Origin of the sequence: Mycolicibacterium wolinskyi str. Jessa 2025, from assembly GCF_049241375.1 — a bacterium.
In the GTDB taxonomy this organism is placed as follows: Bacteria; Actinomycetota; Actinomycetes; order Mycobacteriales; family Mycobacteriaceae; genus Mycobacterium; species Mycobacterium wolinskyi.
On sequence record NZ_CP185960.1, the window covers coordinates 2,839,081 to 2,858,867 of the forward strand.

The 19,787-nt window shown below is 69.1% G+C and carries 18 protein-coding genes; 13 read left to right on the top strand and 5 right to left on the bottom strand.

Going from position 1 to position 19,787, the window contains the following annotated elements; all coding sequences use genetic code 11:
- Nucleotides 1-5 precede the first annotated feature (5 nt).
- Genes ACOI2T_RS14005 through ACOI2T_RS14015 form a run of 3 tightly spaced genes read left to right on the top strand, consistent with a single transcriptional unit; the run spans nt 6 to nt 2,800 of the window.
- Nucleotides 6-863: a hypothetical protein gene (locus tag ACOI2T_RS14005; protein ID WP_409501645.1), complete on the top strand. Its 858-nt coding sequence runs from the start codon at nt 6-8 to the stop codon at nt 861-863.
- A complete protein-coding gene (locus ACOI2T_RS14010; RefSeq protein WP_085149255.1) occupies nt 863-1,375 on the top strand; it encodes a polyadenylate-specific 3'-exoribonuclease AS in 513 nt (170 codons plus the stop codon). Before ACOI2T_RS14005 ends, ACOI2T_RS14010 begins: the two co-directional genes overlap by 1 nt.
- Before the next feature lie 33 nt (nt 1,376-1,408).
- The gene (locus tag ACOI2T_RS14015; protein WP_067855451.1) at nt 1,409-2,800 is read left to right on the top strand and encodes a class II 3-deoxy-7-phosphoheptulonate synthase; all 1,392 of its coding nucleotides are present in this window, start codon (nt 1,409-1,411) and stop codon (nt 2,798-2,800) included.
- Nucleotides 2,801-2,807: 7 nt separating this feature from the next.
- Here ACOI2T_RS14015 and ACOI2T_RS14020 read toward each other — a convergent pair whose 3' ends face one another.
- Entirely contained in the window at nt 2,808-4,028 is a 1,221-nt protein-coding gene (locus tag ACOI2T_RS14020; RefSeq protein WP_409501646.1) for a protein kinase domain-containing protein, read from the bottom strand.
- A 36-nt stretch (nt 4,029-4,064) separates the two neighbouring features.
- Here ACOI2T_RS14020 and ACOI2T_RS14025 point away from each other — a divergent pair, with 36 nt between their 5' ends.
- Nucleotides 4,065-4,469, top strand: coding sequence for an Rv2175c family DNA-binding protein (locus tag ACOI2T_RS14025; RefSeq protein ID WP_067855457.1), 405 nt, complete (start codon nt 4,065-4,067; stop codon nt 4,467-4,469).
- Here the strand turns inward: ACOI2T_RS14025 and ACOI2T_RS14030 are convergent.
- The 4 genes from ACOI2T_RS14030 to ACOI2T_RS14045 all read right to left on the bottom strand — a co-directional run bounded on the left by ACOI2T_RS14030 (nt 4,456) and on the right by ACOI2T_RS14045 (nt 8,541).
- Nucleotides 4,456-5,979: an alpha-(1->6)-mannopyranosyltransferase A gene (locus ACOI2T_RS14030; protein WP_409501647.1), complete on the bottom strand. Its 1,524-nt coding sequence runs from the start codon at nt 5,977-5,979 to the stop codon at nt 4,456-4,458. The two genes, ACOI2T_RS14025 and ACOI2T_RS14030, sit on opposite strands and share 14 nt — an antisense overlap.
- Before the next feature lie 18 nt (nt 5,980-5,997).
- Nucleotides 5,998-7,086: a bifunctional (2E,6E)-farnesyl/geranyl diphosphate synthase gene (gene idsA2, locus ACOI2T_RS14035; RefSeq protein ID WP_409501648.1), complete on the bottom strand. Its 1,089-nt coding sequence runs from the start codon at nt 7,084-7,086 to the stop codon at nt 5,998-6,000.
- 118 nt (nt 7,087-7,204) lie between these two features.
- Complete coding sequence (locus ACOI2T_RS14040) at nt 7,205-7,909, bottom strand: LppM family (lipo)protein (protein ID WP_409501649.1); 705 nt, start codon at nt 7,907-7,909, stop codon at nt 7,205-7,207.
- Nucleotides 7,910-7,944: 35 nt separating this feature from the next.
- Nucleotides 7,945-8,541: a GNAT family N-acetyltransferase gene (locus tag ACOI2T_RS14045; protein ID WP_409501911.1), complete on the bottom strand. Its 597-nt coding sequence runs from the start codon at nt 8,539-8,541 to the stop codon at nt 7,945-7,947.
- Between the two features lie 234 nt (nt 8,542-8,775).
- On the opposite strand from ACOI2T_RS14045, the gene ACOI2T_RS14050 reads away from it, so the two are divergent.
- The 9 genes from ACOI2T_RS14050 to murD all read left to right on the top strand — a co-directional run bounded on the left by ACOI2T_RS14050 (nt 8,776) and on the right by murD (nt 19,786).
- Entirely contained in the window at nt 8,776-9,174 is a 399-nt protein-coding gene (locus ACOI2T_RS14050) for an SCO2097 family morphological protein (RefSeq protein ID WP_067855471.1), read from the top strand.
- Nucleotides 9,175-9,589: 415 nt separating this feature from the next.
- Complete coding sequence (mraZ, locus tag ACOI2T_RS14055) at nt 9,590-10,021, top strand: division/cell wall cluster transcriptional repressor MraZ (RefSeq protein ID WP_067855592.1); 432 nt, start codon at nt 9,590-9,592, stop codon at nt 10,019-10,021.
- Nucleotides 9,996-11,174 (top strand): 16S rRNA (cytosine(1402)-N(4))-methyltransferase RsmH, encoded by a 1,179-nt coding sequence (rsmH, locus tag ACOI2T_RS14060; RefSeq protein ID WP_409501650.1) that lies wholly within the window; start codon nt 9,996-9,998, stop codon nt 11,172-11,174. The genes mraZ and rsmH overlap by 26 nt, the downstream gene beginning before the upstream one ends.
- Entirely contained in the window at nt 11,171-12,208 is a 1,038-nt protein-coding gene (gene ftsL / locus ACOI2T_RS14065) for a cell division protein FtsL (RefSeq protein ID WP_409501651.1), read from the top strand. Before rsmH ends, ftsL begins: the two co-directional genes overlap by 4 nt.
- Nucleotides 12,205-14,121: a peptidoglycan D,D-transpeptidase FtsI family protein gene (locus ACOI2T_RS14070; RefSeq protein WP_067855480.1), complete on the top strand. Its 1,917-nt coding sequence runs from the start codon at nt 12,205-12,207 to the stop codon at nt 14,119-14,121. The genes ftsL and ACOI2T_RS14070 overlap by 4 nt, the downstream gene beginning before the upstream one ends.
- A gap of 65 nt (nt 14,122-14,186) precedes the next feature.
- Entirely contained in the window at nt 14,187-15,725 is a 1,539-nt protein-coding gene (locus tag ACOI2T_RS14075; protein ID WP_409501652.1) for a UDP-N-acetylmuramoyl-L-alanyl-D-glutamate--2,6-diaminopimelate ligase, read from the top strand.
- Entirely contained in the window at nt 15,722-17,233 is a 1,512-nt protein-coding gene (locus ACOI2T_RS14080; RefSeq protein ID WP_409501653.1) for a UDP-N-acetylmuramoyl-tripeptide--D-alanyl-D-alanine ligase, read from the top strand. The genes ACOI2T_RS14075 and ACOI2T_RS14080 overlap by 4 nt, the downstream gene beginning before the upstream one ends.
- Entirely contained in the window at nt 17,230-18,309 is a 1,080-nt protein-coding gene (mraY, locus tag ACOI2T_RS14085; RefSeq protein ID WP_067855488.1) for a phospho-N-acetylmuramoyl-pentapeptide-transferase, read from the top strand. Before ACOI2T_RS14080 ends, mraY begins: the two co-directional genes overlap by 4 nt.
- 1 nt (nt 18,310) lies before the next feature.
- Complete coding sequence (murD, locus tag ACOI2T_RS14090; RefSeq protein ID WP_409501654.1) at nt 18,311-19,786, top strand: UDP-N-acetylmuramoyl-L-alanine--D-glutamate ligase; 1,476 nt, start codon at nt 18,311-18,313, stop codon at nt 19,784-19,786.
- Nucleotide 19,787: the final 1 nt, after the last annotated feature.

Consider the following 19,787-nt stretch of genomic DNA (forward strand, 5'->3'; position numbering starts at 1 on the left):
TCAGCGTGCACGCGACCGTCAGCCTCGATTTCATCACCCGCGATCGCCTGCCGTTGATGTGCTGCCTGCTGGCCTTCATCCTCACCTTCTTCGTCACCCGCACGGTGGTGCGCTACATCCGTCGACACGCCGACAGCGACCGGCCGCCCAAGTGGTGGCAGCCGCGCAACATCGGTCACGGCTCACTGCACATTCACCATGTGGTGATCGGTGTCGTGCTGGTGATGGTCTCCGGGGTAACCATGGTGACGCTCGCGGTAAACGGCGGGGTGGCGGAGTTCACGGTGGCGGCGACCTTCTTCGGCGTCGGTGCCGCGCTCGTGCTCGACGAATTCGCGTTGATCCTGCATCTGTCCGACGTGTACTGGGCCGAGGACGGCCGCACCTCGGTGGATGCGGTCTTCGCCGCGGTGGCCGTCGCCGGGCTGTTGATCCTCGGATTCAACCCGCTGTCATTCTTTGATATCGGTATCTGGCGCGAGGACCACACGTTGGCCGCTCGTGCCACCGTGATCATCATCGCGGTACTGACGCTGCTGCTCGCGGTGGTGGTGCTGCTCAAAGGCAAGGTGTGGACTGGATTGGTGGGCATGTTCATAACCCCGTTGCTGTTCGTCGGGGCGATCCGGCTGTCGCGGCCGCATGCGCCGTGGGCCCGCTGGCGATATACGAGCCGGCCCCGCAAGATGCACCGGGCGCTGGAACGGGAACGCTGGCTGCGCCGCCCGGTCGTCCAGGCGAAGTTGTGGCTGCAGGACGCGATCACCGGCATGCCGAAGTTTCCCGACGACGCCACGGTCGACGAGCAGCTCGACAAGGAAATCCACGCCGCGCCTGCGCCTGCCGTGGGGCGGAGCGCCTGATGCGGTACTTCTACGACACCGAGTTCATCGACGACGGCCGCACGATCGAGCTGATCTCGATCGGCGTCGCCGCCGAGGACGGCCGCGAGTACTACGCGATCTCGACCGAGTTCAACCCGGACCGGGCGGGCCGGTGGGTGCGCAAGCACGTGCTGCCCAAGCTGCCGTCGCCCTCGTCGCAGTTGTGGCGTTCGCGCCGCCAGATCCGGACCGAGCTCGAGGACTTCTTCGACATCGACGGCGACGAGCCGATCGAGCTGTGGGCCTGGGTCGGGGCTTACGACCACGTGGTGCTGTGTCAGCTGTGGGGTCCGATGACCGATCTACCCCCGGCGATCCCGCGGTTCACGCGCGAGCTGCGCCAGTTCTGGGAAGAGCGCGGGTCGCCGCGGATGCCCCCGCGTCCCCGCGACGCGCATGACGCGCTCGTCGACGCGAAGCACAATCTGCACCGGTTCCAGCTGATGACGGGCGCTGCGCTCGCGTCGGACCGGGGCACCGCACAGGCCTGAGAACAGGCGTTGACCGGCGGCTACCATGAACGGGTGAACTGGACCGTCGACATCCCCATCGACCAGCTGCCGCCGCTGCCGCCGCTGACCGACGAGCTCAGGCAACGGCTGGACTCGGCGCTGGCCAAGCCGGCCGCCCAGCAGCCCAGCTGGGACGCGGACGCGGCCAAGGCCATGCGCACGGTCCTGGAGAGCGTGCCGCCGGTCACGGTGCCCTCGGAGATCCAGAAGCTCAAGGGGCTGCTCGCCGACGTCGCGCAGGGCAAGGCGTTCCTGTTGCAGGGCGGCGACTGCGCCGAGACGTTCGTCGACAACACCGAGCCGCACATCCGGGCCAACATCCGCACCCTGCTGCAGATGGCGGTCGTGCTGACCTACGGCGCGAGCATGCCGGTGGTCAAGGTCGCCCGCATTGCCGGACAGTACGCCAAGCCGCGGTCGGCCGATGTCGACGCGCTCGGGCTGAAGTCCTACCGCGGCGACATGATCAACGGCTTCGCTCCCGACGCCGCCGTCCGTGCGCACGACCCGTCGCGGCTCGTGCGGGCCTACGCCAACGCCAGCGCCGCCATGAATCTGGTGCGCGCGCTGACGTCTTCGGGTTTGGCATCGCTGCACCTCGTGCACGACTGGAACCGCGAGTTCGTCCGCACCTCGCCCGCCGGGGCCCGCTACGAGGCGCTCGCCGGTGAGATCGACCGCGGCCTGAGCTTCATGTCGGCTTGCGGCGTGGCCGACCGCAACCTGCAGACCGCGGAGATCTTCGCGAGCCATGAGGCGCTCGTGCTCGACTACGAGCGCGCCATGCTGCGGCTGGCCGACGGTGTCGACGGTGAGCAGCCCAAGCTCTATGACCAGTCCGCGCACTATCTGTGGATCGGTGAGCGCACGCGCCAGCTCGACGGCGCCCACGTCGCGTTCGCCGAAGTCATCGCCAACCCGATCGGCGTCAAGCTCGGCCCGACCACGACACCCGAACTCGCGGTCGAGTACGTCGAACGCCTCGACCCGCACAACGAGCCGGGCCGGCTCACGCTCGTCACCCGGATGGGCAACAACAAGGTGCGCGATCTGCTGCCGCCGATCATCGAGAAGGTCCAGGCCACCGGCCATCAGGTGATCTGGCAGTGCGACCCGATGCACGGCAACACCCATGAGTCGTCCACGGGTTACAAGACCCGCCACTTCGACCGCATCGTCGACGAGGTGCAGGGCTTCTTCGAGGTGCATCACGCCCTGGGCAGCCACCCGGGCGGTATCCACGTCGAGATCACCGGCGAGAACGTCACCGAATGTCTCGGTGGCGCACAAGACATCTCGGATTCGGACCTGTCGGGCCGCTACGAGACGGCATGCGACCCGCGGCTGAACACCCAGCAGAGTCTCGAGCTGGCGTTCCTGGTCGCCGAGATGCTGCGCGACTGACGGCGTCCTAGATCAGGGTGCTGATGTTGCTGCCGAGCGTCCACGCGGCGGCCGCGGCCAGCCCGGTCAGCGTCAGGACGGCCACCACCCAGAACAGCAGCGCGCGTTTGGCACGTTGCTGCGCCCAGTAGAACTCGCTCATCTCGATCCCGGCGAATTGGCTTGCCACGCCCGGGTATTCGTCGGTGTCGTCGGGTTCGGCCGGGATCGGGGCCCAGTCGTGCTGGTCGCGGGTGATCTCGCGGGTGGCCTGTCGGGGCGGCGCCGGGCGCGGCGGTGCGGTGACGTCGGTGGTCGCGTCCTGGCGGCTGTGGAACCGGGTCGCGGCCAGGTGCTGTGCCGAATTCCGCGGTGCCGGAACGCGGAAGGCCGGCAGGCCGAGGTCGGCGACGATGGTGTCGAGCTCGGCGCCCATGGCGTCGGCGTCGGCATGGCGTCCGGCTGGGTCCCGGTTGGTCGCGCGACGCACCAGATCGTCGAATTGCCTTGGTACCCCGGCGATTACGGTGCTGGGTGCCGGCACGTCGTTGTCCATCCGCTGGTAGGCCACCGCAAGGGCGGAATCACCGGTGAACGGTGTGGTGCCGGTCAGCAGTTCGTAGGTCAGGATGCCGACCGCGTAGACATCGCTGCGGGGATCGGCATCGCCGGTGGCGACCTGTTCGGGCGACAGGTAGGCCGCGGTTCCCAATATCACACTGGTCGAGGTGATCTTGGCTTCGGCGACCGCGCGGACCAGCCCGAAATCGGCGATCTTCACGTCGCCGTCGTCGGAGATCAGCACGTTCTCGGGTTTGATGTCGCGATGGACCAGGCCCGCCCGGTGCGCGACCGCCAGCCCGCCGAGGACCGGCTCCAGGACCGCGGCGACCGCGTGCGGGGGCATGGGTCCGCGTTCGGTCAGCAGTTCACGAAGGGTGCCGCCCTCGATCAGTTCCATGACCAGAAACGGGTGCTGGCGATCGATGCCCTGGTCGTACACCGAGACCAGGCCGGGGGCCTTGAGCCGGGCCACGGCGCGGGCCTCGCGCTGGAACCTGGTCAGGAAGTGCTCGTCACCGGAGTAGCGCGAATCCATCACCTTCAGGGCGACGGGACGGTCGAGCCGCGTATCGAGCCCGCGGTAGACCGTCGACATCCCGCCGGTGGCGATTGGCGTGTCCACGCGGTAGCGCCCATCCAGGACGGTGCCGACGAGTGGATCCGATTGCTGCTCCACCGAACACATGTTACGAGTCGGCCGCGGCCCCCTAGAATCAGTGCGGTGAGCAGTGTTCCGGCCGCGGATGACGTTTTGGATCCCGATGAGGCCGTCTATGACCTAGCCGAGGTCGCCGGGTTGCTCGGCATCCCGGTCACCAAAGTGCACCAACAGCTGCGCGAGAGCCATCTGGTTGCCGTGCGCCGCGGTGGCGCGGTGGTGGTGCCGAAGATCTTCTTCGACGACACCGGGCACGTCGTCAAGGCCCTGCCCGGGCTGCTCGTCGTCTTACACGACGGTGGCTACGGCAACACCGAGATCGTGCGCTGGCTCTTCACCCCCGACCCGTCGCTGACGATCACGAGGGACGGCAGCACCGACCGCCAGGACAATGCCAGGCCCGTCGACGCGCTGCACTCACACCAGGCTCGCGAGGTCGTGCGCCGGGCCCAGGCTATGGCTTACTAGGTTCCGGCTCCGGCGCCGGCTCCGGCGCCCTGGAGAGCGAATACCACGCGACCGCAGCGCATGCCGTGGTCAGCAGCACGTGCGCCCACGAGTACATGCCGTGTGCGCCGTCGGGTTTCCACATCACCATGATCCAGGTCGACGCGGCCGCGATCGCGGCGATCGCCGGACGGGTCTGGATCAGCGCGGCCGCCACCGCGAGCGGCCACGTGTAGTACCACGGCAGCGCGGCGGGCACGAACAACACCACAACCAGCATCGCCAGCGCGATACCGGTCAGCAGGTCGCGGTCCGAATGGCGGAAACGCCACCACAGCAACGGAAGTGAGACCGCGATGATCGCGATCCCGACGATCCGGGTCACGCCGAGCACCGCATAGAAGTTGACCGGCAGCACCAGGCCGCCGAACACGTTGATCAAGTTTGCGACAGCCGTCGGCACGGTCAGCCAGTTGATGATCTTGACATTGCCGGCCGCGAGCGCCGACAGCCAGCCCAACCCGACGCCGGCCAGCAACGACATCACCGCGAACACCGCGGCGAAGATCACGATGGAGGCCGCGGTCGCCAGGGCGAATGCGCGGACGGCCGGGAGGTCGCGGCGATCGCGAAGCTGATGCATCCACGCCCACACCATGAACGGAAGGGCAAGGCCTGCGGTCGCTTTCACGGCGACCGCCACGGCGATCAGGCCGATACCCCACACCGGGTGCCGTTCGAACGTCAACGCGATACCGGCCATCATCAGGCCGACCATCAGCATCTCGTTGTGGACGCCGCCCATCAGGTGAATGATCACGAGCGGGTTGAGCACGCAGACCCACAGTGCCGCGGCCCCGCTCGCGCCGATGTGACGTGCCACGCGTTGCGTCGCCCAGATCAGCAGCACCAGACCGGGCAGCATGCACAGACGCAACAGCATGGTTCCGGCAACGACATCGTTGCCGACGAGGATCGTGACGAACTTGGCGACGAGGATGAACGCCGGACCGTAGGGCGCAGTCGTCGTCGTCCAGATCGGACTCACGTTGTCGAGCAATGAATTCGGGTTCTCGACCGGGCCCACGACGTAGGGGTCGAAGCCGTCGCGCAGCAGTGCGCCCTGCGCCAGATAGGAATAGGTGTCGCGGCTGAACAGCGGAACACTCAGCAACAGCGGTGCAAGCCAGAAGCCGGTCGTGGCCACCATCGTGTACTCGGTGGCGGTGCGGTCGATCACGCGGCGCCCCAACCACAACCACGCGATCAGCATGAGCGCGACACCGGTCCACAGCAGTATCGACGACAGCACGAGGCCGTGACCGAACCGCAGCCAGGACAGGTGCAGCGATTCCAGCAGCGGATCGTGCAATCGGGTGCTTCCCGCGCCGAGACCGCCGATCGTCAGTAATGCCGCGCCAAGGCATCCGAGTCGGGCCGGGCGCGCCTCGGCGGAGACGGCGAAGGCGCCGAAGCGCGAGACATGCTGTGCCAGCCCGCTGTTCGGGGTCTGGATTCCGGTGGGCGTCATGGGCGCGGAGTCATACCCCTATACCGACCGGTTGGCGGCCCATCGGGCGAGCTCGGACAGGCCGGCCTTCGCCCTGGCATGGACGGGGGCGGCCTCGAGTATGTCGAGCGCGCGGCTCGTGAGCAGCTCGATGTGCTCCTCGACGGCGGCGAGGGCGCCGACCGATTCGATGGCCCGGCACAGTTCGCCGACCTGTGCGTCGGACAACTCGGTGCCGACCGAGGTGCGCAGCAACTTGGCTGCCGCGGGATCGGACTTGTCGGCCAGCTCGAGGGCCTCGGCCAGCAGCACTGTGCGTTTGCCCGAGCGCAGGTCGTCGCCGGACGGCTTACCCGTGACGGCTGGATCGCCGAACACCCCGAGCACATCGTCGCGCAGCTGGAAGGCGACCCCGAGGTCGTTGCCGATCCGGTGGAAGATCTCCTGCACGTCCGGGCGGTCGGCGGCGGCCGCGGCCCCGAGTTGCAGTGGCCGCGCGACGGTGTAGGACGCGGTCTTGTAGGTGTTGACGTTCATCGCCGATGCCACCGACTCCGCGCCACTGGATTCGGCGACGATGTCGAGGTACTGGCCGCCGAGCACCTCGGTGCGGATGTCACGCCACACCTGCTGGACGCGCCGGTGTGCGTCGACGGGTAGATCGGCGCCGGCGACGACGTCGTCGGCCCACGCCAGGGCGAGGTCGCCGGCCAGGATCGCCGCCGACAGGCCGAACTGTTTGGCCGAGCCGCGCCACGTACGGCCGGTGTGCTGCTCGGTGAACAGGCGATGGACCGTGGGAAAGCCACGGCGGGTGGCTGAGTCGTCGATGACGTCGTCGTGCACCAGGGCGCACGCCTGGAGCAATTCCAGGGCGGCGAACAGTCGCAGCACGCCGGGATCGGCGGGGGCGTCGGGCGGTTCGACGACGGCCCGCCAGCCCCAGTAGGCGAAGGCCGGGCGGAGCCGCTTGCCGCCGCGTAACACGAACTCCTCAAGAGCCGCGGTCAGCTCTGCGTAATCCGATCCGATGTACGCGCAGTCACGTCGACGCTCGTGCAGATACTCGCGCAACTGGTCGGTGACGGCGCTGGCCAACTCGACGGCTGACGGTGCCGCTGCTTCCACGCTCAGCGCCCGCCCCTTTCTCTGTGTGCTCCGATGGCCCCCGAGTGCATTCAGCGTAAAGCGTGCCGCCGGTTTTGTAGCAAGCGAGATGCCTACGCGCCGCCGCGGGCGTGCGGGGTCAGTCGGTGGTGCTGACCGGATCGCCCGGTTTGGGGGAGCGGTCGCGGCTGGCCCAGGCCAGCCAGCCGACGACCCCGGCGACCAACATCGCGCCGACGATGAGCCAGATGGCCGCTGTGGTGAAGGACCGGGCGCTCGGATCGGTGTAGCGCGCCTGGGCGTTCATGGTGCTGACCACGCCCGGCCGCAGCTTCCACTCGACGATCGAGGAACTGACCTGGTCGCCGTTGGTCGAGGTCACTTCGCCGGGGAAGGACACCGTCAGCAGCACGTCGGCTTCCGGGTCGTTCATCGAGGTGAGATCGACGCGGCCCTCCAGGATCACCAGATCGCCCGCGCGCCGCAGCGAGATGTCGACACCCGCGGCGTCCCGGTTCATGCCGGCGAGCTGCGGCAGTTCGGCGAACGTGAGGTCGGAGAACACCGCCTGCGAGCCGACGTAGTCGTCGCGGCTGTACTCGGAGACCGCGACCTTCGTGGCGAACGGCAGGTTGTTGAGTAGCTGGGGGCCCTTGTCGTCGGCGTCGCGCGGCTTGGCGGCGGCGATGATCTGACCGGACACGCGATCGTCGGGCGACACCGTGATGGATGCCCGGACGCGTACGCACCCGACCGCCGTCGGCAGAAGCAGTAGCAACATCACCAGCGCCAGCAGCCTGCGGCGGCTGCGATGGCTGGGTCGTCGGACGCGCACGCGAGTCATCGTGCCAGATCGGGCCGCCGATATTCGACCCGGAGTTACAGGGGCAGGCTGCGCCCGAGGATCGCGAACGCCCGCGGGTCGCCCGCGAAGTGGTAGCCGCGGATCACGTCGGTGAAGCCGAGGCGTCGGTACAGCTTCCAGGCGCGATTGGCCTCGCCGTTGATCTCCGGGGTCGACAACAGGACGTGAGATTCACCACGGCCGGCAAGGAGTCGTCGGGCCAGCGCCTCGCCGAGGCCGTGGCCCTGGGCGCGTGGATCGATGTGCAACTCGGTGAGTTCGAAGTAGCTGGTCATGAGTTCGGTGATGCGCGCCGGGCTCGCGCCGACGCGGCGCAGGCCGGCGACGACCTGTTGTTGCCACCATTGGTCAGGTGCCCCGCAGTAGCCGTACGCCACGCCCAGTAGCGGCGCAGTAGCCAAGTCCGCGCTGGTGGGAGCGTTGTTCGGGCTGGCGATGTCGATGGCGGCCACGGCTTTCCAGCCGCTTCGGCGGGTGTGTTCGAGCCACAGCGCGGCCCGCTGCTCCTCGGTGCCGCGGGGGTAGCGCATGGCATCGACGTAGACGCGCAGCGCGTCGGGGAGCCGGCGCTGCATATCGTCCGGCGACAGATCGATGAGATACGCCGCCAATTCTGTTGCCTTCCCCATGCGCCTGCTGTCCGGTCGAAGCCCTTGCGAACTCATTATCGGAGTCATTATCCGGCGGTGAGGCGCTCCATCCCACCAACGCCGAAGGCCTACAATCGAGTGCGAACAAGGTGGTACGGCTCGGATCGACCTCGTATCATTACTGTTAGGTGCCCGTAAGTGCGGGTGTACACACGACTTTGACGAGGCGACGGCGGCGTCGGCAAGGAGGGACGAATGCCACTCTCCGATCATGAGCAGCGCATGCTCGACCAGATCGAGAGCGCGCTCTATGCCGAGGACCCCAAGTTCGCTTCGAGCGTCCGGGGTGGGACTCTACGCGCGCCGTCGGCGCGCCGCAGGTTGCAGGGCGCGCTGCTGTTCATCGTGGGCTTGGCGATGCTCGTGGTGGGCGTCGCCGTCAAGGCCACGATGATCGGCGGGTTCCCGATCCTGTCTGTCATCGGTTTCATCGTGATGTTCGGCGGCGTGGTGTTCGCGATCACCGGCCCGCGGGTCGCCGGGCGTGATCGGTCCGCCGCACCGGGCGCGACGCCACGTCAGCGGCGCCAGCGTGGCGGCGGTTCGTTCACCAACCGCATGGAAGACCGCTTCCGCCGTCGGTTCGACGAGTAGACCGCTCGAGCGGTCCCAGGGGTAGCCCACGAGGGCTACCCCTTTTTTTATGCCCAGGTTTTTGTGCGCAGCCCCCGTTTCGCGACACGCCGTAACAGCGCCCAGCGCACTCCCGGCACGCCGGTGTGCGTAACGGTTCGGCTTCGCCCCACTTCGCGCCCCCCACTCCGCCCCACCAGGGCCGCCTCGGTGTTGACCTGCGGTTTTTCCGCGCCGACGGCTGAACGGGCGGCCAGAAATCGTCGGCTGAGGTCCCGTCGGGGGGCGATTGTGGGGCGAAATCCCGAAGTGGTGGCATCAAATGGAGCAAAGTGGGGGATCGTGGGGTAAAGTGGCGGCCAGCGGGGAAACCGGAGCCCCGCTCGGCGAAGGCGAAGCGACCCGGGATCCGAACCGGGTGGCGGGAGGTGGCCAGATGTTTCTGGGTACCTACACGCCCAAGCTCGATGACAAGGGGCGGCTCACGCTGCCCGCCAAGTTCCGCGACGCGCTGGCAGGAGGGTTGATGGTCACCAAGAGCCAAGATCACAGCCTTGCCGTCTACCCGCGCGACGAGTTCGAGAAGTTGGCCAGGCGTGCATCGCAGGCGTCCCGGAGCAATCCGGAGGCCCGTGCGTTCCTGCGCAGCCTGGCCGCGGCAACCGATGAGCAGCACCCCGACGCGCAGGGCCGGATCACCCTGTCGGCGGACCATCGGCGCTACGCGAACCTGTCCAAGGACTGCGTGGTGATCGGGTCGGTCGACTATCTGGAGATCTGGGACGCCCAAGCCTGGCAGGAGTACCAGCAGACCCACGAAGAAAACTTCTCCGCGGCCACTGATGAAACTCTGCGCGACATCATCTGATGAGGCTGATACGGCCCGCCACCCGGCGGGAGCCCCGGACCTAGCCCGTGCAACGCGGCCTCTGCCCGAATCGGCCCTGGCGTACTTCCCCAACGCCAGGTCCATTGATTCGGACAGAGACCACGCTGCAGGGGCTGTCCCTAGCGGAGGTGTTGGAGTGGTTCACGACTCCCCAGATCCCCAGGAACACGGGCATATCCCGGTTCTCCTGGAACGCTGTGTCGAACTGTTGGCACCGGCACTGACCCGCAGGCACGCCGACGGCACCGACGCGGTCCTCGTCGACGCGACCCTGGGCGCCGGCGGTCATTCCGAACGTTTCCTCACCGACTTTCCGGGCCTGCGCCTGATCGGCCTCGACCGTGATCCCAATGCGCTGGCCATCGCCGGCGCCCGGCTCGCCCCGTTCGGCGACCGGGTGACGCTCGTGCGCACGCGTTACGACGGAATCGCCTCGGCCCTTGCCGATTCGGGCGTGCCTCGCATCGACGGCGTGTTGTTCGACTTGGGCGTTTCGTCGATGCAACTCGACCAGGCGCAGCGGGGGTTCTCCTATGCCACCGATGCGCCGTTGGACATGCGGATGGATCCCGATGCCCCGCTGACGGCCGCGGAGATCGTCAACACCTATGACGCCAAGTCGCTCGCCAGGGTGCTGCGCGACTTCGGCGAGGAACGATTCGCGGGCCGCATCGCCGACAAGATCGTCCGGCGCCGAGCCTCCCAGCCGTTCACGACGACCGGCGAACTCGTCGAGCTGCTCTATGAAGCCATTCCGGCACCGGCCCGGCGGACCGGGGGACACCCCGCCAAGCGCACCTTCCAGGCGTTGCGCATCGCGGTCAACGGGGAGCTGGATTCACTGCGCATCGCGATCCCGGCGGCGCTGGGCGCTCTGCAGCCCGGCGGCCGAATCGTCGTCATGGCCTACCAGTCGCTCGAGGACCGCATCGTCAAGCAGGCGTTCAGCACGGTCACCGCGTCGCGGACGCCGCCGGGCCTGCCCATCGAACTCCCGGGTCATGAACCCGAGTTCGTGGCCCTGACCCGCGGGGCCGAGCGGGCCGATGAACAGGAGATCGAACGCAATCCACGGAGCGCCCCGGTGCGCCTACGAGCACTCGAAAAGGTTGGGGGAAGGGGCAACTCATGAAGGTGAAGCGACCGGAATCAGCGCGCGAGGCCGACCGCAGGCGCGTGCGCCAGCCGGCGCGAGGTGCCCAGCGGCGCAATGCCGACGCGCCGCCGCGCAAGCGCAGGCCCAGCCGTGAACAGCGGCCGTTGCGGTCGGCGCCTCAGACCGGGCCGATCCCGCGGCCCAGAAGCGGGCCGGTGCGGCCGAAGAGCGCCAGTCAGGCGAAGGCTCGGGCAAAGGCACGTAAAGCCAAGGCGCCCAAGGTTGTCCGTCCGCCATTGCGGGAACGGCTGCTGGTCCGGCTCGCCTCCGTCGAGCTCAACCCGCGGGAGCTGATCGCCCGTGTCCCGTTCGTCGTGTTGGTGATCGCGGCGCTGGGCGTCGGCCTCGGCATCACGCTGTGGCTGTCGACCGGATCGGCCGAACGCTCCTACCAGTTGGGCCACGCCCGGCAGACCAACGAGGGTCTGTTGCAGCAGAAGGAGGCCCTCGAGCGCGATGTGCTCGAGGCGCAGGCCGCCCCGGCGCTGGCCGAGGCCGCGCGCAACCTCGGCATGATCCCGTCGCGCGACACCGCGCACCTGGTACAGGATCCGGCGGGCAACTGGACCGTGGTCGGCACACCCAAGCCGGCCGAGGGGGTGCCGCCGCCGCCGCTGAACACACCGCTGCCCGAGGAGGCGCCGCCACCTCCGCCCGCGCCCGCCGCGCCTCGAGTCGTCGATCCGCGTGAGCTGACGGTGCGGGTGCCGCAGACCGGCCAGCCCGCGGGAGCTTTGCCCGCGGTGCCGCCCGCCGAGATGCCGCACGGGGTGCCGGGGGCGCAACCGCCTGCGCCCGGCCCGGTGCCGTTGGCCGCACCCTTGGATGTGCCTGCCGCGCAGGCGCTCCCGGCGCCGCCCGAGGCGCCGCCCGTGCCCGCCGCGCCACCGGTACCGGAGACGGCGCAGGCACCGGGTGCCGTGCACGTGCCCACCCCGGGTGTGCCGATTGCTCCCGGCCCAGCGCCCGCCGTCGAGCAATTCACCCCGGCAACCCCGCCCGCAGCATGACGCGCCGGTCCGAGCAGAATCCGCCCCGGTCGCGGAAGAAGGATCCCGCCGGCCAGGGACGGTCGGCCCGGATGCGGCGCACGCGCGTCGCGGCTACCGAAACAGGTTTGGAGAGCTCGTCTTTCGTCTTCCGGCACCGGACCGGAAACGTGGTCATGTTCGCGGTGCTGCTGATCGCGGCCGCTCAGCTGTTCACGCTGCAGGTGCCGAGGGCGGCCGGGCTGCGCGCCGAGGCGGCCAGCCAGCTCAAGGTCACCGACGTCGATCCCGCGATGCGTGGCAGCATCGTCGACCGCAACGACGACAAGCTCGCGTTCACGATCGAGGCGCGTGCGCTGACGTTCCAGCCGGTTCGGGTCCGCAAGCAGCTCGCCGAGGCCAAGGCCAAGTCCCCGGAGGCGCCCGACCCGGACCGCAGGCTCACCGACATCGCCAAAGACGTTGCCACGCGGTTGAACAACAAGCCGGACGCCAAGACGGTCGAGAAGAAGCTCAGGAGCAACGAGACTTTCGTGTACCTGGCACGCGCGGTCGATCCGGCGATCGCCGACGCGATCACCGAGAAGTTTCCCGAAGTCGGCACGGAGCGGCAGGATCTGCGGCAGTACCCGGGCGGTTCGCTGGCCGCCAACATCGTCGGCGGGATCGACTGGGACGGGCACGGACTGCTCGGCCTCGAAGACTCGATGGACGCGGTGCTGGCCGGTTCCGATGGCTCGGTGACCTACGACCGCGGCTCCGACGGCGTGGTGATCCCGGGCAGCTACCGCAACCGGCACGACGCGGTCAACGGCTCCACGGTGCAGCTCACCCTCGACGACGACATTCAGTACTACGTCCAGCAGCAGGTGCAGCTGGCCAAGGACGCGTCCGGCGCCAAGAACGTCTCGGCGGTCGTGCTCGACGCGAAAACCAGTGAGGTGCTGGCGATGTCGAACGACAACACGTTCGACCCGAGCCAGGACATCGGTCGCCAGGAGAACCGGCAGATGGGCAATCTGCCGGTGTCATCGCCGTTCGAGCCGGGTTCGGTGAACAAGATCGTCACGGCCGCCGCGGCGATCGAGTATGGGCTGTCCAATCCCGACGAGGTGCTGCAGGTGCCCGGCTCGATCGACATGGGCGGCGTCACCGTGCGCGACGCCTGGAGCCACGGCGTCATGCCGTTCACGACCACCGGCGTCTTCGGAAAATCCTCCAACGTCGGCACGCTGATGCTGGCCCAGCGGATCGGACCCGAGCGGTTCTACGACATGCTCCGCCGGTTCGGGCTCGGCCAGCGTACCGGTGTCGGCCTGCCGGGCGAGAGTTCGGGCCTGCTCCCGCCGATCGACCAGTGGTCGGGCAGCTCGTTCTCCAACCTGCCGATCGGGCAAGGTCTTTCGATGACGTTGCTGCAGATGGCCGCGATGTACCAGACGATCGCCAACGACGGGGTGCGCATACCGCCGCGGATCATCAAGGCGACCATCGCGGCCGACGGCACGCGAACCGAGGAGCCCCGCCCCGAGGGCGTCCAGGTGGTCAAGCCCGAGACCGCGCGCACGGTCCGCGACATGTTCCGCGGCATCGTGCAGCGCGATCCGATGGGCGCCCAGCAGGGCACCGGCCCGCAGGCCGCCGTCGAGGGCTACCAGATCGCCGGCAAAACCGGTACGGCACAGCAGATCAACCCCGCGTGCGGTTGCTACTACGACGACGTCTACTGGATCACGTTCGCCGGCATCGCGCCAGCGGACGATCCCCGCTATGTCATCGGCATCATGATGGACGCCCCGCACCGCGCGGCGGACGGTACGCCGGGGTCCTCGGCGGCGCCGCTCTTCCACAACATCGCGTCATGGTTGCTGCAACGCCACAACGTGCCGCTGTCGTCGGATCCGGGACGTCCGCTGACCCTGCAGGCGACCTGACGCCGACGGGTCGCTCGAAGCGCCGACGGGTATGCGGCCGCAGGGCCGCCGATGGGTACTGTTGCATGGCCATGAAGCTGCGTCCGAGCCGTCCCGTCGGCCATCATCTCGTGCCGCTGGCCGCTGCGGTCGGGGCTGTCCCCGCTGCCGGTTCGGCGCTTCCCGACATACTCGTGACCGGGGTGACCCTGCGTGGTCAGGACGCGGTGCGGGGGGATTTGTTCGCCGCGCTGCCGGGTTCGTCGGCGCACGGCGCCCGGTACGCCGCGGATGCCGTCGCGGGCGGTGCCGCGGCCGTGGTGACCGATCCGGACGGGGCCGCGCAGTTGGCGGGCCGACTCGACGTGCCGGTCCTGGTTCATCCGGATCCGCGGTCGGTTCTCGGCGAGTTGGCGGCGCGCGTGTACGGACGGCCCGCGGACCGGCTGCGGGTCATCGGCGTGACGGGTACGTCGGGCAAGACCACGACCACCTACCTCGTGGAGGCCGGGTTGCGCGCGGCGGGCCGGGTGGCGGGACTGATCGGCACCGTCGGCGTGCGGATCGACGGGCGGGCGGTACCGAGCGCGCTGACGACGCCGGAGGCTCCCGATCTGCAGGCGCTGCTGGCGGTGATGGTCGAGGAGGGGGTCGACACCGCGGTGATGGAGGTGTCCAGCCACGCGTTGACGCTCGGCCGTGTCGACGGCATCGGATTCGCCGTCGGCGGGTTCACCAACCTGTCGCGCGACCACCTCGACTTCCATCCCACGATGGACGATTACTTCGAGGCCAAGGCCCGGCTGTTCGATCCGCAGTCGCCGAATCACGCGGCGCTGTCGGTGATCTGCGTCGACGACGAGGCCGGGGCCGCGATGGCCGCCCGTGCCGAAAACCCCGTGACGGTGAGCACGGAAGGCGCGAACGCGGACTGGTGCGTGCAGGAGATCGCCGTCGCGGGCCCGGGCGCGCAGGAGTTCACGGTGGCCGATCCGGCAGGTGTGCATCACCAGGTGGGGATCGGGCTGCCCGGCCGCTACAACGTCGCGAACGCCGCTCTGGCGCTCGCACTGCTCGACGCCGTCGGGGTGTCACCCGAACAGGCCGCGCCCGGTCTGCATTCGGCCACGGTCCCGGGCCGGCTCCAGCCGATCGACCGGGGACAGGACTTTCTGGCGCTTGTCGACTACGCGCACAAGCCGGGCGCGCTGCAGGCGGTGCTGCAAACGTTACGGACGAGCGCGGCGACCCACCGGATCGCAGTGGTGTTCGGCGCAGGCGGTAACCGCGATGCGGGCAAGCGCGAGCCCATGGGGCGGGTTGCGGCTGAACTGGCCGATCTCGTCGTCGTCACCGACGACAACCCCCGCGACGAGGACCCGGCGGCGATCCGTGCGGCGATCATGGCCGGGGCGGTGGCTGCCGAGGGAAATGCGAAGGTGGTCGAAGTGGGCGACCGCCGGGAAGCCATCGATTACGCCGTGGCGTGGGCCGGGCCCGGGGACATCGTGCTGATTGCGGGTAAAGGTCATGAGTCCGGGCAGACCGCCGGCGGACAGACAAGGCCGTTCGACGACCGCGACGAGTTGGCCGCAGCACTGGAGGCATTGGAGTCACGCGCGTGATCGAGATGACGATCGCCAGAATCGCCGAGATCGTCGGCGGTGAACTGGCCGACATCACCCCCGAGCAGGCCGCGGCGACGCGAGTCACCGGCACCGTCGAATTCGACTCCCGTGCGGTCGGCTCCGGCGGTCTGTTCCTGGCGTTGCCGGGCGCCCGCTCGGATGGCCACGATTTCGCCGCGTCCGCGGTGGCTGCCGGTGCCGTCGCGGTGCTGGCCGCTCGACCGGTCGGGGTGCCCGCGATCGTGGTCCGGCCCGAGCCCGGCGCCACCGATTCCGGTTCCGGCGCTCTGGAGTACGACACCGACGGTTCGGGTGCGGCGGTACTGGCCGCGCTCGGTCGGCTGGCCGCCGCGGTGGCCGCCGAGTTGGTGGCCGGTGGGTTGACGATCATCGGGGTCACCGGATCGTCGGGCAAGACCTCGACCAAGGACCTGCTGGCGGCCGTGCTGGCCCCGCTGGGTGAGGTGATTGCGCCGCCCGGCTCGTTCAACAACGAGCTCGGCCATCCGTGGACGGTGTTGCGCGCGACCACCGACACCGACTTCCTGATCCTGGAGATGTCGGCCCGGCATCGCGGCAACATCGCGGCCCTGGCCGCGATCGCCCCGCCGTCGATCGCGGTCGTGCTCAACGTGGGCACCGCGCATCTCGGCGAGTTCGGATCGCGCGAGGCCATCGCGAAGACGAAAGCCGAACTGCCGCAGGCCGTCGGCCCATCGGGCGTGGTGGTCCTCAACGCCGACGACACCGCGGTCGCGGCGATGGCCGAGGAGACCGCGGCACGCGTGGTCCGAGTGTCGCGGTCACCGGGTGCCGATGTGTGGGCCGGCCCGGTCACGCTCGACGCACTCGCCAGGCCGCGGTTCACGCTGCATACCGCGCACGCGCAGGCCGACATCGAACTCGCGGTGCACGGTGATCATCAGGTGTCGAACGCGCTGTGTGCGGCGGCGGTCGCGCTGGAATGCGGCGCGACGCTGCCGCAGGTGGCCGCGGCGCTGTCGGCCGCCGGTCCGGTGTCGCGGCGCCGCATGCAGGTGAGCACGCGCGGCGACGGCGTGACGATCATCAACGACGCATACAACGCCAACCCCGACTCGATGCGGGCCGGGCTCAAGGCATTGGCCTGGATGGCTCGGGAAAGCGCAGGCGAGGGCGGCGGGAAGCGGCGCAGCTGGGCGGTGCTGGGCGAGATGGCCGAACTCGGCGACGACGCGATATCCGAGCACGACGCGATCGGCCGGTTCGCGGTGCGCTTAGATGTCTCTCGATTACTCGTCGTGGGATCCGGGAGGACTATGAACGCCATGCACCACGGCGCGGTGATGGAGGGTTCGTGGGGGTCCGAGTCCACCATGGTCGCCGACGCCGACGCCGCATTGGCTCTGCTGCAGGATGAACTGCAGCCCGGGGACGTGGTGCTGGTGAAGGCATCCAACTCGGTCGGTCTCGGCGCATTGGCCGAGACGCTGGTCGCCGGGCCCGTCGGGGACGCCGCCATATGAAACTGATCCTCATCGCCGTCGGCATCGCGCTGACGGTGTCGATCCTGCTGACGCCTGCACTGATCCGGCTGTTCACCAAGCAGGGCCTCGGCCACGAGATCCGCGAGGACGGCCCGCCCAGCCACGCCAAGAAGCGCGGCACGCCCTCGATGGGTGGCGTGGCGATCGTCGCTGGCATCTGGGCCGCCTATCTGGGCACGCATCTCGTGGGTGTGGCACTCGGCGGCGAGGGGCCGTCGGCCTCGGGTCTGCTCGTGCTGGGGCTGGCCACCGCGCTCGGCCTGGTCGGTTTCATCGACGACCTGATCAAGCTGCGCCGGTCGCGCAACCTCGGCTTGAACAAGACCGCGAAGACGGTCGGGCAGTTGGTCGCCGCGGTGCTGTTCGGCGTGCTGGCGCTGCAGTTCCGCAACGGCGACGGCCTCACCCCGGGCAGCGCCGAGCTGTCGTACGTGCGCGAGATCGCGACCGTCACGCTGGCGCCCTGGCTCTTCGTGATCTTCTGCGTGGTGATCGTCAGCGCCTGGTCCAACGCCGTGAATTTCACCGACGGGCTCGACGGGCTCGCCGCGGGGGCGATGGCGATGGTGTGTGCGGCCTATGTGCTGATCACGTTCTGGCAGTACCGCAACGCGTGCGCGACGGCGCCTGGCCTCGGCTGTTACAACGTGCGCGATCCGCTGGACCTGGCGCTAGTCGCGGCCGCGACGGCGGGCGCGTGCATCGGGTTCCTGTGGTGGAACGCCGCGCCTGCCAAGATCTTCATGGGCGACACCGGCTCGCTGGCGCTGGGCGGCATCATCGCGGGCCTGTCGGTGACGAGCCGGACCGAGATCCTCGCGGTGGTCCTCGGCGCGCTGTTCGTGGCCGAGGTGACCTCGGTGGTGGTGCAGATCATGGCGTTTCGCACGACGGGCCGCCGGGTGTTCCGGATGGCGCCGTTCCACCATCACTTCGAGTTGGTCGGCTGGGCCGAGACCACCGTCATCATCCGGTTCTGGCTGCTGACGGCGATCGCCTGCGGTCTCGGCGTGGCCCTGTTCTACAGCGAGTGGCTCACCGCCGTCGGGGCCTGACGTGTCCGAATCGGATCTGGCTCCGCTGACGACGGGTGCGCCGGTGCTCGTCACCGGCGCCGGCATCACCGGTCGCGCGGTTCTGGCGGCACTGGCGCCGCTTGGCGTGGCCGCGACACTCACCGACGACAGCCCGACGGCGCTGACGGCGTTGGCGCAGCAAGGCGTGGCGGTGATGGATCCCGCGGGCGCCGTCGAGCGGATCTCCGACTTCGTGCTGGTCGTGACGAGCCCGGGTTTCGCGCCGAGTGCACCGGTGCCGGCCGCCGCCGCGGCGGCCGGGGTGCCGATCTGGGGCGATGTCGAGCTGGCCTGGCGGCTGGACGCGGCGGGCCGGTTCGGCACGCCGCGGCGCTGGCTCGTGGTCACCGGGACCAACGGCAAGACCACGACCACGTCCATGCTGCACGACATGCTGGTGGCCGACGGGCGGCGAAGCCTGTTGTGCGGCAACATCGGTGAGCCGGTGCTCGCGGTGCTCGACCGGCCCGCGGAGTTGCTGGCCGTCGAGCTCTCGAGCTTTCAACTCCACTGGGCGCCGTCGCTGCGCCCGGAGGCGGGCGTGGTGCTCAATGTCGCCGAGGACCACCTGGACTGGCACGGTTCGATGGACGCCTACGCGCACGACAAGGCCAGGGTGCTCGACGGCCGCGTCGCCGTGGCCGGCCTCGACGACCCGGTCGCGGCCGGTCTTCTTGCCACGGCCGCGGCCCCGGTGCACGTCGGTTTCCGGCTCGGTGAGCCTGCCGCGGGCGAACTCGGCGTGCGGGCAGGCAAGCTCGTCGACCGGGCCTTCGGCGACGGCGTCGAGTTGGCTGACACGGGTTCGATGGGTGTGGCCGGCCCGGTCGGTGTGCTCAATGCGCTTGCCGCAGCCGCGCTGGCCCGGGCGGTCGGCGTCGCGCCGCAGTCGATCGCGGCCGCACTCGCGTCGTTCCAGGTAGGCGCGCATCGCGCCGAGGTCGTCGGGGTGGGCGACGGCGTGCGCTACGTCGACGACTCCAAGGCGACCAACCCGCACGCCGCGCAGGCGTCCATCACCGCCTATGAGCGGGTGGTGTGGATCGCCGGGGGCTTGCTGAAGGGCGCTTCGGTCGATGAGCTGGTACGTCAGGTGGCGAATCGGCTGGCAGGCGCCGTACTGATCGGGCGCGATCGGTATTTGGTTGCCGAGGCGTTATCGCGACACGCCCCGGATGTCCCCGTCGTAGAGCTTGTGACGGGGGAGGATTCTGGGGTGCTTGAGACCAATGAGTCAACTGAGTCGAATGATGTTCATGTGACTCGTGTGATCGAAGTTGGGGGCCGGTCGGTCTCCGATGCGGTCATGGCGGCCGCCGTCGGGGCCGCCCGTGAGCTGGCAAGCCCGGGCGACACCGTGTTGCTGGCACCCGCAGGCGCATCCTTCGATCAGTTCAGCGGCTACGGTCAGCGCGGCGACGCCTTCGCCGCAGCCGTCCGCGCCGCGATCGGGTAGT